Consider the following 14,996-nt stretch of genomic DNA (forward strand, 5'->3'; position numbering starts at 1 on the left):
AGGATGCTATGACCGACATCACTCGGGGGCAGGGTCGTCGCAACGCGAAGTTGGCTTCTCTCCCCATCGGTATGGCCGGACGTGCGGCGGCGGGGCTCGGCAAGCGCATGGTCGGCAAAGACAAGGACGAGGTCAACCAGGAACTCCTCGAGAAGTCCGCGGAACAGCTGTTCGCGGTCCTCGGTGAGCTCAAGGGCGGCGCCATGAAGGTGGGCCAGGCGCTGTCGATCATGGAAGCCGCGATCCCCGACGAATTCGGTGAACCGTTCCGGGAGGCACTCACCAAGCTCCAGGCGGAAGCACCGCCGATGTCGGCCGACAAGGTCCACAAGGTGCTCGACCAGCAGCTCGGTACCCGCTGGCGTGAGCGCTTCAAGGAGTTCTCCGACGAGCCGGCGGCGTCGGCGTCAATCGGCCAGGTGCACAAGGGTGTGTGGTCCGACGGGCGCGAGGTCGCAGTCAAGGTCCAGTACCCGGGCGCCGACCACGCGCTCAAGGCGGACCTGAAGACGTTGTCGCGCATGTCGGGACTGCTGCAGCGGCTGTCGCCGGGCACCGACGTCAAGGCGATGATGGACGAACTCATCGACCGCACCGAGGCCGAACTCGACTACCTCGGCGAAGCCGAGAACCAGCGGGCCTTCGCCAAGGTGTACGACGGGCATCCGGACTTCCTGATCCCCAAGGTGATCGCGAGCGCACCCAAGGTCGTGGTCTCGGAGTGGGTCGACGGGATCGCGCTGTCGAAGGTCATCACGACCGGCGACCAGAAGACCCGCGACAACGCGGCCGCGAAGATGGCCGAGTTCGAGGTCAGCTCGCCCTACCGGGTCGGCTTGCTCCACGGCGATCCGCATCCGGGCAACTTCTTCATCGCCGATGACGGCCGGTTCGGCGTCCTCGACTTCGGTGCGGTCGGCCATTACCCCGGCGGACTGCCTCCGGAGACCGGGCCGATCCTGCGACTCGCCCGCGACAAGAAGTACGACGAACTCAAGGAACTGATGGTCGAGGCGGAGTTCATCCGCCCGTCGCATGCGTCGAAGGTCACCAGCGCCGACCTCGAGGCGTACCTGCGGCCGTACGTCGACCCGCTGTACTCCGAGTCGTTCCACTTCACACGCAAGTGGATGCAGCGTGCCGCGGGCAAGGCGACCGACGTGCGCGGCGAGGTCTACAAGACTTCGCGGAACCTCAACGTGCCCAAGCGGTTCGTGATGGTGTTCCGTGTGCTCGGCGGCTGTGTCGGGATCGCCTCGCAGCTCGAGGCGCACGCACCGTACCGCGCCATCATGGAGGAATGGGTGCCCGGTCTGGGCGACTGATCCCCCCGACCAGAACAGCGACGCCGCGAGCAACTGCTCGCGGCGTCGCTGTTCTCTGTCTCAGGCTGCGTTCTTCCGCGGCCGGCCGCGAGGCCGCTTGCGTGCGATCACCGCGCCGCGTTCGAAGATCTCGCCGCCCCACACGCCCCAGGGCTCGGCGCGATCCAGGGCCGCCTGCAAGCACTGGGTCTTCAGCGGGCAGTCGGCACACATTGCCTTGGCACGCTCGAGGTCGCGGGGATTGTCGGCGAACCACAGGTCGGCGTCGGCCACCTGGCAGGGAAGGTCGAGCTGGGCGGTCGCTGCGCGGTCCGCCGAGAGACAGGACTCGAGTACGCAATCGACAGTCATTGGTTTCTCCACATCTGCTCGTTTGGGATTGGTGACCCATGTCCTCGATGTGGCTGCCGGTCCGAGAATCCCTGCCGGGATGATGCTCGGTGACAAAAAGAGGGCCACGGGTTTCGCCTCTGCGATTCGCCCGTGGCCCGAAGTTCTCGGAGGTCTAACTCCGGAGAATCGGTGTCGGTACGGGGAACCCATGCGGCGAGGGGGCTGCTGCAGCTGTTGCCGGCGGCGCTACGTGCGCTGCTGCCGCCGCGGCGACTGCTGCCGGATGCACTGCCGCTGCGGGCTGTGCGATCGCCGGGAGGGCCGCTGCGTCGGCCGGCGGTGCCGGAATGGTCGCGCGAGTGGCGACCGGACGTGCGCAGACTGCAGGCAGCCAGGAGCGGTTGCGACGGGCGCGCAGAACGACGGCGTGTGCCTGATTCGGCTTGGCCGCAGGCACGGCGATGCCGGCCTGGTTCACGGTGCTTCCGTTCACTGATCCGCTCCTCTCTCTTCTCGACGGCTCCCACATGAGCGATGGGCTCCTGGTGGGCACAAGAGTGTTTCCCACCCGTGTGCTGACGGAGATCAGCCTAAACGGTACGCCAGAAAGCGCACAACCTATTTTTGACCTGCGGTTTTGACGAGATCGAGGAGATCCTCGCCGTACTCGTCGAGTTTCTGCGCCCCGATCCCCGAGATCGACACCAGCGCAGCGGTGTCCGTGGGCCGTTGTTCGGCGATCGCGGTGAGCGTCTTGTCGGAGAAGACCACGAAGGGCGGGACCTTTTTCGCCTGGGCGCGGGCCCGGCGCCACTCCTTGAGTGCGACCAGGAGGTTCTCGTCCAGGTCCGACGGACACCCCGCGCACCGACCGAGCAGCGTCGCCGTCGAATCCATCAACCGCGAGCCGCAGACGCGGCATGTGGGTCCCTTGCGGGGCGTACGTTCTTTCGCGATCTTCGAGGCCGGCGAATCGTCGGGGATGAGATCGGTCAGGAATCGGGACCGACGACGGGCGCGGCCACCCTCGTTGCGGGCGAGGGCCCACGACAGATGTAGGTGCTCGCGGGCACGCGTCACGCCCACGTAGAACAGTCGGCGCTCCTCCTCGACGTCCTCCCACGAACCCTTGATGGCCTGACTGATCGGCAACGATCCGTCGGTCAGCCCCACCAGGAAGACCGCATCCCATTCGAGTCCCTTGGCCGCGTGCAGCGACGACAGGGTGACGCCCTGGACCGTCGGCGGGTGGCGAGCCTCGGACCGGGTCGTGAGTTCTGCGGACAGCTGCGGCAACGTGAGATCGGGGTTCTCGGCGACCATGTCCTCGGTGAGCTGCACCAGCGCCTTCAGCGACTCCCACCGGGCGCGCGCCTGCGCACCCGACGGTTCCTCCTCGGTGAGCCCGAGTTCGCCGAGGACCGCGCGCACGACGTCGATCGTCGTCACACCGGGCTTCACCTCGCGGTTGGCCACCGTCGCGATCTGCCGCATCGCCTGACGCACCTCGGTCCGCGCGAAGAACGCCTCGCCACCGCGCACCTGATACGGGATGCCGGCCTCGGTCAGCGCCTGCTCGTAGTTCTCCGACTGGGCGTTGACGCGGTAGAGGATCGCGATCTCCGACGGCGCGACACCCGCCTTGATGAGGTGCTTGATCTCGATCGCGATCGACGTGGCGGCGGCCGGCTCGTCGTCGTACTCGGCGAACTGCGGCTGCGGACCGGACGGGCGCTGGCCGATGAGACGGAGCCGGGTGCCGGCGATGCGCCCGCGCGCGGCGCCGATCACGCGATTGGCGAGGTCGACGACTTCGGGCGTGGACCGGTAGTCGCGTTCCAGCCGGACGACCGTCGCCTCCGGGAAGCGGCGGCTGAAGTCGAGCAGGTAGTTCGGGGACGCGCCGGTGAACGTGTAGATCGTCTGATTGGCGTCGCCGACGACCGTCAGGTCGTCGCGCTCGCCGAGCCAGGCGTCCAGAAGACCCTGCTGGACGGGCGTCACGTCCTGGTACTCGTCGACGACGAAACACCGGTAACGCGAGCGGAACTCGTCGGCCGCGCCGGGTTCGATGGTCAGGATCTGCGTCATGTAGATGAGCATGTCGTCGAAGTCGAGAAGGCGATCGCCGTCCGGCGAGACCTTGGAGTCCTCGTAATGGCCGTACACCGCGGCGACCTTCTGCGGGGGCGCGGGTGACTCGCGTCCGAGGCGCCCGACCGCCTCGACGTAGTTCTCCGGCGAGATCAGCGTGGCCTTGGCCCATTCGATCTCCGACGACAGGTCGCGCAGGGTGTCGGTCGCGGTGTCGAGTCCGGCGCGGCGCGCGGCGCGCGAGATGAGCGGGAACTTGTTGTCGAGCAGCTCCCACCGGGCATCACCGAAGGCGCGCGGCCAGAAGTAGCGCAGCTGCCGCATCGCCGCGGCATGGAAGGTCTGGGCGGCGACGTTGCCGGTGGCGCCGCCGACGCCGAGGCTCCGCAACCGGGTCCGCATCTCACCCGCCGCGCGGGCGGTGAACGTGACCGCGAGGACCTGGCCGGGATTCACCTGCCCGGTGTCGACGAGGTGGGCAATGCGGCGCGTGATGGTGCGCGTCTTGCCCGTACCCGCGCCGGCCAGCACACATACCGGGCCGCGCGGTGCGAGGACGGCCGCGGACTGCTCCGGGTCGAGTCCCTCGACCGCGCCGGCATCGCGGGAGCGGGCATCGGGGTTCGCGGGGAAGGTCGGGTGGCGCACGGACTCCACTATGTCACCACCCACCGACGCTCTTTCGGACCGGCGATCGGGCTTGTGGGTGACGCGTCCCACGTCGTCGATCGCATGCGCCGGCGGGAACAGCCCGCGCATGCGTGGTGTTATGGCAGTCATGAGCAACGTGATCGACGACGAGGCCGGCGCCCGTAACTCCGACACCGGCGAACTGACCATGTACACCACCTCGTGGTGTGGTTACTGCGCCCGCCTGAAGACCGGACTGAAGGCGAGTGGTATCCCCTGGCAGGAGATCGACATCGAGCTGAACCCGGATGCCGCCGATTTCGTGGGCAGCGTCAACGGCGGCAACCACGTCGTCCCGACCGTGCTCTACGCCGACGGCACGACCGCGACCAATCCCTCGATCGCCGAGGTCAAGAAGAAGCTCGGCGTCTGATCTCGTGACCTGAGACCCGGGCCGGCCCTCGCCGGACCCGGGTTTCTCGTCTCCGGGGTGCGCGGCGTGGTTACCGGGCCGCGGCCCAGGACTCGATCAGCGTGCGTGCGATGGAGATCGATCCGGGCAGCTGCAACCGGGGCGCCTCGCCGTCGGGCCCGGGATCGGCACGCGTCCACCCGTCCCGCGACAGCGCCTCGCGCACCTCGTCGCGATGGAACCACTGCGCATCGCCGATCTCACCGTCGAGAAAGGCGAGTTCGTCGGCGGGATCGCCGATCGCGGCGAAGCCGAGCATCAGCGAGCGAGGGAACGGCCACGGCTGACTGCCCAGGTAGCGCGGTTCGCGAACCACGATGCCGACCTCTTCGTGTACCTCGCGCAGTACACATTGTTCGAGCGACTCCCCCGGTTCGACGAACCCGGCGAGCGTCGAATACCAGCCATCGGGCCAGACGGCCTGGCGTCCCAACAGGATCCGGTCGGCGCCGTCGTGGACCACGGTGATGATGGCAGGATCGGTGCGCGGGAACTCGTCCCGGCCGGACTGGACGCTCCGACGCACCCAACCGCCACGCGCCGGCTGGGTCGCCGACCCGTCGACCGGCGAATGACTTGCCGTCTCATGCCAATTCAGGATTCCCAGCGCAGTGACGAGCAGGCCCGCCTCGTCCGGCGTCAGATATACCGCGCCACGACGCGCGTCGTCGGTGGGTCCGTCGATGTGGTCGACGCGGCGCGCCCACCGGTCGACGCCGTCCACGATGCCGAGGATCACCGCGTCGGCAGGCGGCGCATCGGCGACGGTGGTCGCCGGAACCCAGTGCAGCACACCGGACTCCCCGACCGGGTACCGACCGTTGGAGTCGATGAGCAGTACCTTCGCCTGTGGCCATCCCGCCAGCATCCGCTCGGCGTCGTCGCGGATCTCGTCGGCGCGGTGGAAGCTCGCGCGCGACAGCAGCGGCTGTTGGACCAGTTCGAAGTGCACGTCGGTGTGTCCCTTTTCGGTGGTCGGTGCGGGGTACTCGGTGCGACGCGGCCGGTCGTTTCCGGGGCTCAGTCGTCGCCGGGACTCTTGCGGACGTACAGCAGCCGATCGCCGACCTCGATCTGTTCGACCTCGCTGTCGTCGACGCGGTGCAGCACCCCGTTGCGGACGACGCCGAGCACGATGTCGCGGGTGTGGGCGGGCGAGCCGCCGGTCTCCGTCGGGTCGACCTCGCGTTCGGCGATGGCGTAACCCGCATCGGGAGTGAGGAGATCCTCGATCACCTCGACCACCGACGGGGTCATCGTCGCGATGCCGAGCAGACGCCCGGCCGTCTCCGAGGACACCACCACCGAGTTCGCGCCCGACTGCCGCATGAGGTGGGTGTTCTCCGACTCCCGGATCGACGCCACGATCTTGGCCCGCGGGTTGATCTCGCGTGCGGTGAGAGTCGCCAGGACGGCGGTGTCGTCGCGACTGGTGGCGACCACGATGCTCGCGGCGTGGGCGACACCGGCGAGGCGCAGCACGTCGGACTTGGTGGCGTCGCCCCGGACCGTGACCAGCCCGTTGGAGGCGGCCGACTCCAGCACGGTCGGATCGGAGTCGACGACCACGATCTCGGATGGCTTGATGCCGTCGCCGCGCATGGCGTCGACCGCGGTGCGGCCCTTGGTGCCGTAGCCGATGACGACGGTGTGATTGCGCACGGAATTCCTCCAACGCTGGATCTTGAGCGCCTGCCGGGACCGTTCGGTGAGCACCTCGAGGGTGGTGCCGATCAGCACGATCAGGAACAGCACACGCAGCGGCGTGATGATGATGATGTTGATGAAGCGGGCGAAGGGACTGATCGGCGTGATGTCGCCGTAGCCGGTCGTCGACAGGGTGACCGCCGAGTAGTACAGCGCGTCCAGATAGGACAGCTCGCTGTTCTGCGCGTCCCGATATCCCTCACGATCGAGCCAGACGACCACCGAGGTGAAGAACAGCGCGAGACATGCCCAGAGCACGCGGCGTCCGATCGCGCGGGCGGGGCTCTGCTGCAGCTCGGGGATACGGACGACGCCGACCAGTGCATGGTCGGGCCGGTTGGCCAGTTCGGCGTCTGATCCGAAGCGGCCGCGGAAGCGGTTACGCACTGCCACGCTTGCGCTCCTGGAGTTCGCTCACACGCTGAAATGTAACCCACCCGGCGGCGCGAGGGCTCATTTGGCGAGCTTGGCGGCGAGCGTGGCCTCGTCGGGCAGGTCGTCGGCCTCCAGGGTGTGTCCGTCACGCACGTAGTGGAAGGCTGCGTGCACCTTCTCCACCGGCACACCGGCCAGCTGCGCCCAGGCGATCCGGTAGGCGGCCAGCTGGATGAACAGCGATTCCCGTTTCGCCGGTTCTGGTACGACGCCGGTCTTCCAGTCGACGACCGTCCACGACCCGTCCTTCTCGGCGAAGACCGCGTCGATGCGGCCGCGCACGACGATGCCGCCGATCACGGTCTCGAACGGCACCTCCACCTCCGTGGGGCTGCGGTTGGCCCAGCGCGAGGCGAGGAAAGCGTCGCGGAGCGCGTCGAGATCGGCGTCGGGGCTGGCCGTGGCGTCGGCGGCGCCCGGCAGTTCGTCGATGTCGAGCAGCCGGGTCGCGCCGAACCAGCGTTCCACCCAGGCGTGGAATGCGGTGCCGCGCCGCGCCATCGGGTTGGGCCGGAAAGGTGTGGGTCGGCGGAGCCGGCGCGCGAACTCGGCCTCGTCGGCGTCGAGTTCGACGAGCTGGCTGACCGAGAGGTGCGTCGGCAGCGTCACCTCGACGAGCGCCTGGTTGGCCTGATGGTGTTCGGCCAGCAGGGCCGACACCTCCGCCTCCCACGCCGCCACCTCGTCCTCCGGGTCCGGCGGCATCGGCAGCATCTCCGGACCGTCCGAGGCGTCCGGCGCCTCGAACAGCGCGGGCGCCTCGCGGGCGGTGATGGCGTCGAGGACGAGGTCTGCGGCCGCCTGCACCGCGTCGCGCCGGCCGGCGAGCGGATCACGCGGCCATGGCTGCGCCACAACGCGTTCGGCAAGCGGATTGGTCGCATCCTCGGCGGGCGGCGGGTTGCGCACCGCGATCGACAGGCCGGTCGAGTCGACGGCCGGATCGGTGATCGCCTCGTCGATGGCGACCATCAGCTCGTCGAAGAAATCCGAGCCGCCGCGCGGCTTGTCGCCGGTTTCCGACCAGTGGTGGGCGGAGATCAGCAGGTCGTGCCGTGCGCGGGTGAGGGCGACGTAGAGCAGGCGCCGATCCTCCTCGAGGCGTCGTTCGCCGATCGCCGCCTTGTGGTCGGACAGGGCGTCCTCGAGTTGCTTGCGGTCGCCGACGGTGTCGATCTTCAGCAGCGGGAAGCCCTCGGGCGTGCCGTCGGCCGACTCGGCCGGGATCGCGAGGTCGCCGCGCAGGTCGGCGGGCAGCTCGCGCGCGCTGCCCAGCCACGTGGTGTCGGCCTTGGCGCTCGGGAAGATGCCCTTGGCCAGGTGCGGGATCGCCACGACGTCCCATTCCAGCCCCTTGGCCGCGTGCACGGTGAGGATCTGCACGCGCTGTTCGGCGACCTCGATCTTGCCGGGTTCGAGACCTTTCTCGATGGACTCGGCGGCGTCGAGGAACGCCAGCAGCCCAGGCAGATTCGCGCCGGGACGATCGGCGTAGTGGCTGACGTAGTCGGCGAAGGCGTCGAGGTGTTCACGACCGGTGATCGCACCGCGCATGCGCCGGGCCCGGATCTGCGCCTCGACCCCCACGCCGATGGTGTTCTCCACATCGGCGACGAGTTCGGGCAGTGGTTGTCCGATGCGGCGGCGAAGGGATTCGAGCTGCGCGCCGAACGCCCGGATGCGGGCGTATCCCTCCGGGCTGTAGTCGGTCGGATCACCCGGATCGACGACGGCGTCGGCGATTCCGGCGCGATCGACGATCTCGGTGGGCAGCACCGCGTCGAGCGCGGCGTCGAGTTGCTCGCGGCTGGTGACGACGCCACCCGCCTCCGCGTAACTCTCGGCGGCGAGCGTGGTGGCCCGGCGCCACAGGGCGGCAAGGTCTTTGGCCCCCAGGCGCCAGCGGGCGCCGGTGAGGAGCCGCATGACCGCGGTGCCGGCCATCGGGTCGGCCATCACGCGCAGGGTCGCGACGATGTCCTCGATCTCCGGGACGTGCAGCAACCCGCCGATACCGACGACCTCGGTGGGGATGCCGCGGCTCTCCAGCTCCGCAGCCAGCGGAGCTGAATCCTCGTTGCGCCGCACCAGGATCGCCGTGGTCGGCGGTGCCTCACCGGCGGTCTCGGCCGCACGATAGCGCCGCTCGACCTCGTCGGCGATCCAGTTCCGTTCGTCGAGAACGGTCTCGGTGAGGGCGATGGTCGCGGTGCCGTGAGGAGCGTCGGGGCGGGGTCGAAGGATGGAGACCGGGATGCCGCGGCGCCGCAGTTCCTCCGAGATCTGGTTGGCCAGGCGGAGGCCCTGCGCCGCGTTGCGCCAGCTCGTGAGGAGCTCGCGACGTTCGGCGGGCGTGCCGTCGGGGCGGGGGAAGTCCCGGGCGAATCGCGGCAGATTCGCCGCCGACGCGCCGCGCCAGCCGTAGATCGACTGGATCGGGTCACCGACCGCGGTGACGGCGACCGACTCACGCGACGGGTCGTGGCCGCCGAACAGGGTCGACAGCAAGACGCGCTGCGAGTGTCCGGTGTCCTGGTACTCGTCGAGGAGGACCGCGCGGAACGCCGTGCGCTCGGCGGACACGACCTCCGGGTTGGACACGACGAGCTTTGCGGCGAGTGACATCTGGCTGCCGAAGTCGAGTGAGGACTGCGCCCGCATCGTCTCGCCGAGGGCGATGACCATCGGGATCAGTTCGCGCCGTTCGTCGATGACCTCCTTGACCTTCAGCAGCGCCTGCGTCGGCTTGTCGCGCTGCTTGGGTCCTTTCGGCAGGGTGTCGATGAGCTCGTACAGTCGCGACCCCGCCTCGGTGAGATCGTCGATGTCGACGAGATGTTCGGACATCTCGCCGTACAGCTTGAGGACCGACTCGGTGACGCCGGCGGGAACCTTCTTGGTGTTCAGCTCCCCCGGCCACGACGAGACGAGCGAGAAGGCGAGCTGCCACAGTTCGGTCTCGGTGAGCAGCGTCGACGACGGTTCGACGGGCAGCAGCAGACCGTAGTCGGCGATCAGCCGGCCGGCGTAGGCGTGATAGGTGCTGACCTCGGGGTCCGCGCCGCGCAAGCGCGCGGCCAGCGTCCCGTCCGGGTCCCAGGTCCGCAGTGCGGGCGCGCCCGACAACATGGACAGGCGACGCCGGATGCGTGCGCCGAGCTCGCTGGCGGCCTTGCGCGTGAAAGTGAGTCCGAGGATCTCGTCGGGGGCCACGACCTGGTTGGCGACGAGCCACACCACCCGCGAGGCCATCGTCTCGGTCTTGCCCGCACCGGCACCGGCGACGACGAGCATCGGTTCGACCGGCGCCTCGATGACCGCGACCTGTTCCGGGGTCGGGTCGGGAAGGCCGAGCGCCGCGGCCAGCGATTTCGCGCCGATCAGCGTCCGGCCGGTCGTCGGTGCGCTAGTCATCGGTCACCGCCTTTCCGGGGATCTTCGCGGGGCAGCTGGTGGTGAGGTTGCAGTGCACGCAGCCCGGGTTGGGTGTCGCGTGGAAGGTCGGGCCGATGCTCGCCCGCGCGGCCCGGCGCACGACGCCGATCCACTCGTCGAGCATCTCCGGTGTCAGCGGCGACTGGACACGTTCGGCCGCACCGGAATTGCGGTTCGCGGTGGACACGTAGACCAGACGTGCGCCACCCGGCGGGACATCTCCGAACTGCGGCACTCCCCCGTGGGCCAGCGCGACCTGATAGGCCGCCATCTGGGCGTGCTCGTCGGCCTCGGCCTTGGTGATCGCGTTCTTCGACGTCTTGACGTCGACCACCACCGGGCGTCCGGCCGAGTCGGTCTCGAGGCGGTCGACGCGGCCGCGCAGACGCACGTCGGGTGCATCCGCGGAGTCGGGATCACCGGTGGGACCGCCGGGAACGGTTGCGTCGACCGGCAATTCGACACCCACCTCCTCGAGGTCGGCACGAGAGATCCGCAGCCAGTCGCGGAAGTGGCCGAGCATGCTCTCGGCGCGTTCGAGTTCCCGGGCCGAGTACCAACCCGCACCGGTGTCGACCCGGTCCCAGATCCCGCGCAGCGCCGCGGTCACCTCGGCCGGATCCAGCTGTCCCGCAACGGCCTGCACGAGCGTGTGGACCAGGCTTCCGGTGAGCGCGGGCGTACCGTCACCGTCTCGGCCGCCGTTCCGTTCCAGCACCCAACGCAGCGAACACCGGTTCAACGCCTCGACATTCGACGGCGACAGCACGACGGGTCCGGTGTCCGGCGTCCACAGCGGCGCGTCGGTGCTGGGTTCGGCGAGCCCGAACCAGTCGCGCGGGTGGGCGCCGGGGATGTCGGAGTCGGCGAGTTCGGCGAGCAGGCGGGCGGCGGCCCGGGTCCGGTCATCGGGCTCGTGGGCACCGCCCATGACCACCGAACGCAGGGTCGCGACCAGTGACGGGAGCGACAGCACGCGGTCCACGCCGGGGTCGAGCCGGAGCTCGGCCTGGGGCGCTTCGTCGTCGGGATCGTCGACGAGATCGGCCAGTTCGGTGAGGAAGCGGGACGGCGAGGCGTCGCCGCTGCCGTCCTCCACCGCCGTGACGAGGAGCCTGCTGCGTGCACGCGTGCAGGCGACCAGGAACAGCCGCCGCTCGTCGGCCAGTGCGGTGGCGCCGCGCGCGACGGTGTCGACCGCGCCGGCGTCCATGCCGTCGAGGATGTCGACCAGCGCGCCGGTGGAGAGCACGCCACCCCGGCTGCGTAGCGACGGCCACAGCCCGTCCTGGACCCCGGCGACCGCGACGACCTCCCACTCCCGGCCCACCGCGGCGTGCGCCGACAGAACGGTCACCGATTCGCTTGCCGCCGTGGCGGTTCGGCTGTCACGCGGAATCTGCAGCTGGGAGAGGTAGTGGACGAATCCGGCCGGACCGGCGGCGGGCAGGGTGTCGGCGAAGTTGGCCGCCGCCTCGAACATCGCCATCACGGCATCGAGGTCGCGGTCGGCCTGCTCCCCGGCCGGGCCGCCCCGGACCGCCGACGCCGCCCAGCGTCGTTCCAGACCGGTGGCCTGCCAGGCCGCCCACAGCGTCTCCTCGACGCCGCGGCCGGCATCATGTGCCCGCTGCCCGGCGGCCACGACGTCGAGTACGCGGGCCAGCGGCGCCGCCTCGGTCTCGGTCAGGGCACGGCGGTACCGCGCACCGAGCTCGGGGTCGAGGAGTGCGCGGGTGAGCGAGGTCAGCGAATCCGGTTGAGCCGTCGGGTCGTTCTTCTCGTCGAGGCGTCGGATGCCACGCCGCAGGCGCCGCATCGCGCCGGGATCGGCCGCTCCCACCGGGCCGGACAGCAACGTGAGCGTGTCCTCGGTGGTGAACAGCTCGCGCTGCGGGGTCGCCTCGCTCCGCGTCGACGGGTCCTCGCGGCGGGCGGCGACCACGCGCAGCACCAGCATCAGCGCGATCACCGCACGCTGGCGGTGCAGCGGCAGGTCGCTGGCCGGGGTGGTCACCGGGACACCCGCCGACCGGAACGCGCGCCGCAGCGGAGGCAGGGCGAGGGACACCGACCGGACGATCACGGCCATCTGCGACCACGGCACGCCGTCGAACAGGTGCGCGCGGCGCAGCAGATCGGCGATCGCGGTGGCCTCCTTGGCCGCCGAGCCGTACACGCGCACCGCCGCGGCGTCGCGTGGCACGCCAGCGGCGGATTCGGTCTGCACCGGTTGCGGATACGCGTGCGGGCGCGCCCCGGGGAGCCGTGCGGCGATCGCACGTCCCAGGCGCGCGAGATCGGGGTGGGAGCGGAAGTCGTGTTCGAGCACGATGTCGCGCTCGGATCCCGCCTCGGCGAGCCCGTCGGCGAAACGTGGGCTGGCCCCGCGGAATCCGAAGACCGACTGATCGGTGTCGGCCGCGATGATCGTCGAGGTGGTGCCGGTGCCGACCAGCCGGATCAGCTGTGCCGCCTGCGGATCCAGATGCTGCGCGTCGTCGACGAGCAGGTGGCGGATGCGGCGGCGTTCGCCGCTGAGCAGTTCGGGGTCGGTCGCGAAGGCCGACAGCGCCGAACCGATCAGTTCGGCGGCGTCGACCGCCGGTGCCGATGCACCGGGCGTCTCGAGTCCGACCGCGCCGCGCAGCAGCATGTTCTGCTCGTACTGGGCGTAGGCACGGGCCGCGGCGGTCCACTCGGGGCGTTTGTGTTCGCGACCCAGCGCCGCGAGTTCTTCCGGGCCGACGCCGCGTTCGGCGGCCCGCATCATCAGGTCGCGCAGGGCCTGCGCGAAGCCGTCGGTGCCGAGTGCCGGCCGTAGATGTGCGGGCCAGTACTCCGCACCGTCCTCGATGTCGCCGGCCAGCAGCTCGCGCAGCACGACGTCCTGTTCGGAGCCGGTGATGAGCCGCGGGGGCGGGTTGCCGTGCGCACTCGCCTGGAGGCGCAGGATCGCGAAGGCGTAGGAGTGCACGGTACGCACGAGGGGTTCGCGGAGCGCTCCGCCCAGCACGCGCCGCCCGGTCGCGTTGGCCGAGAGCACGCGCCGGGTGATCTCCTCGCGCAACGCGACCGCCGCGCGGCGGCTCGAGGCCAGAACCAGGACCGATTCGGGATCGGTCGCGGGATCGAGCAGACGCGCGACGGCCGCGTCGACGATCAGGGCGGTCTTGCCGCTGCCCGGTCCGCCGTGGACCCGGACCGGACGCCACGCCTGCTCCTCCTCGCCGGCCGGGATGCTGGCTGCAGGGTCGATGACCTGCGCGATCGCCGGCGGCCACTCACGGGGACGGTCCGCGGCCTCGGGCGCCGCGACGAGCCGTGCGCGCAGGGCGCTGCGCGACGCCTGGGTGCCCGGTTTCCGACTCATGGGCTCCATCGAATCATGCGGCACCGACGACTCCGGCGGCCCGAGGTGTCGGTGCGGGTGGGTCGGGCTCGCGACCCGCGCATACGGCAGGATGGACGGGTGACAGCTCTCAACACGTATGTCTTCGGCGGCGGCTCGGCGGAGGGCGACACGGTCCTCGCGATCCACGGTCTCACCGGCCACGGTCGTCGCTGGGAGCCGCTGGCGCAGAACCTGAGCGGTGTCCGCATCGTCGCTCCCGATCTCATCGGCCACGGTCGTTCGCCGTGGCGTCCGCCGTGGAGCATCGAGCATCATGTTCGTGCACTGTCCGCCGTGCTCGACGATCACGTCCCGGCCGGGCGGCCGATCGTCATCGTGGGCCACTCGTTCGGCGGTGCGCTGGCGCTACACCTGGCCAATCGCCGGCCGGACGCCGTCAAGGGACTCGTCCTCCTCGACCCCGCCCAGGGCCTCGACCTCGAGTTCGCGCTCCAGGTCGCCACCGACAGTCTCGACAACTGGGACTACGCGAGCGCCGACGCCGCACGCTCGGCCAAACGCGCCGAAGGCTGGGCGGACGTGCCCGACGACATCCTCGAGGCCGAGCTCACCGAGCACCTCATCCCCCGCCCGCACGGCCGGGTGGGCTGGCGGGTCAGCGCACCCGCGGCCGCCGCGTCGTGGAGCGAGATGGCCAGGCCCGCAGTCCTACCGCCGCCGGGCGTGCCGACGCACATCGTCGTCGCCGGTCAGGTGCAGCCGCCGTTCGTGCGGCCGGCGTTCCTGGAGGCCTGCGCGAGCGAACGCGGTGACGACGTGACCGTGCACCACGTCGACTGCGCGCACATGGTGCCGTTCCTGGAACCGGAATTGTCCGCGTCGCTGATCCGCTCCCTGCTCTAGGGCCCCGATGGCTGCGATCACCGAGGAGCAGGTGGAAGCCGTCCGCGCCCTGGTCGCGGAGATCCCGGTCGGTCAGGTGAGCACCTACGGCGACCTGGCCGGCGCGGCCGGGTTGTCCAGCGCCCGCATCGTCGGCTGGATCATGCGCACCGACACCGCCGACCTCCCGTGGCATCGGGTCGTCCCCGCGAGCGGCCGTCCCGCACCTCATCTCGCGAACCGTCAGCTCGAACGGCTTGCCGCGGAGGGCGTTCCGATCGTCGGCGGACGAATCCGGTTGCGTGAGTGCCGGTGGGCCATCCCCTAG

The 14,996-nt window shown here is 70.1% G+C and carries 11 protein-coding genes; 4 read left to right on the plus strand and 7 right to left on the minus strand.

The window, feature by feature from the left end; translation table 11 throughout:
- Nucleotides 1-8 precede the first annotated feature (8 nt).
- Entirely contained in the window at nt 9-1,325 is a 1,317-nt protein-coding gene (locus GKZ92_RS17090) for an ABC1 kinase family protein (protein ID WP_155225466.1), read from the plus strand.
- 60 nt (nt 1,326-1,385) lie between these two features.
- Here GKZ92_RS17090 and GKZ92_RS17095 read toward each other — a convergent pair whose 3' ends face one another.
- The 3 genes from GKZ92_RS17095 to GKZ92_RS17105 form a co-directional block, all read right to left on the minus strand.
- On the minus strand, nt 1,386-1,676 hold the full coding sequence (locus GKZ92_RS17095; RefSeq protein WP_006360070.1) for a WhiB family transcriptional regulator: 291 nt from the start codon (nt 1,674-1,676) through the stop codon (nt 1,386-1,388).
- A gap of 154 nt (nt 1,677-1,830) precedes the next feature.
- Nucleotides 1,831-2,151 (minus strand): hypothetical protein, encoded by a 321-nt coding sequence (locus GKZ92_RS17100; RefSeq protein ID WP_075863898.1) that lies wholly within the window; start codon nt 2,149-2,151, stop codon nt 1,831-1,833.
- A 125-nt stretch (nt 2,152-2,276) separates the two neighbouring features.
- Nucleotides 2,277-4,409 carry an ATP-dependent DNA helicase UvrD2 gene (locus GKZ92_RS17105; RefSeq protein WP_035755206.1) on the minus strand — a complete coding sequence of 711 codons (2,133 nt, stop codon included), beginning with the start codon at nt 4,407-4,409 and terminating at the stop codon, nt 2,277-2,279.
- Nucleotides 4,410-4,530: 121 nt separating this feature from the next.
- Between GKZ92_RS17105 and GKZ92_RS17110 the strand changes: the two genes are divergently transcribed.
- Nucleotides 4,531-4,815, plus strand: a complete 285-nt coding sequence (locus tag GKZ92_RS17110) for a mycoredoxin (RefSeq protein WP_006360073.1) — start codon at nt 4,531-4,533, stop codon at nt 4,813-4,815.
- 70 nt (nt 4,816-4,885) lie between these two features.
- On the opposite strand, the gene nudC is transcribed toward GKZ92_RS17110, so the two are convergent.
- The 4 genes from nudC to GKZ92_RS17130 form a co-directional block, all read right to left on the minus strand.
- Nucleotides 4,886-5,806, minus strand: a complete 921-nt coding sequence (gene nudC, locus GKZ92_RS17115) for an NAD(+) diphosphatase (protein WP_006360074.1) — start codon at nt 5,804-5,806, stop codon at nt 4,886-4,888.
- A 68-nt stretch (nt 5,807-5,874) separates the two neighbouring features.
- Nucleotides 5,875-6,954: a potassium channel family protein gene (locus GKZ92_RS17120; RefSeq protein WP_006360075.1), complete on the minus strand. Its 1,080-nt coding sequence runs from the start codon at nt 6,952-6,954 to the stop codon at nt 5,875-5,877.
- 60 nt (nt 6,955-7,014) lie between these two features.
- Nucleotides 7,015-10,410: an ATP-dependent helicase gene (locus tag GKZ92_RS17125; RefSeq protein ID WP_155225467.1), complete on the minus strand. Its 3,396-nt coding sequence runs from the start codon at nt 10,408-10,410 to the stop codon at nt 7,015-7,017.
- Nucleotides 10,403-13,804: an ATP-dependent helicase gene (locus tag GKZ92_RS17130; protein WP_035755144.1), complete on the minus strand. Its 3,402-nt coding sequence runs from the start codon at nt 13,802-13,804 to the stop codon at nt 10,403-10,405. Before GKZ92_RS17130 ends, GKZ92_RS17125 begins: the two co-directional genes overlap by 8 nt.
- 99 nt (nt 13,805-13,903) lie before the next feature.
- Between GKZ92_RS17130 and GKZ92_RS17135 the strand changes: the two genes are divergently transcribed.
- Both GKZ92_RS17135 and GKZ92_RS17140 read left to right on the plus strand, forming a co-directional pair.
- Complete coding sequence (locus GKZ92_RS17135; RefSeq protein WP_035755142.1) at nt 13,904-14,689, plus strand: alpha/beta fold hydrolase; 786 nt, start codon at nt 13,904-13,906, stop codon at nt 14,687-14,689.
- A 7-nt stretch (nt 14,690-14,696) separates the two neighbouring features.
- Nucleotides 14,697-14,996 carry an MGMT family protein gene (locus GKZ92_RS17140; protein WP_035755140.1) on the plus strand — a complete coding sequence of 100 codons (300 nt, stop codon included), beginning with the start codon at nt 14,697-14,699 and terminating at the stop codon, nt 14,994-14,996.

This window comes from Gordonia sp. 135 (assembly GCF_009720185.1).
GTDB classification, from domain to species: domain Bacteria; phylum Actinomycetota; class Actinomycetes; order Mycobacteriales; family Mycobacteriaceae; genus Gordonia; species Gordonia alkanivorans.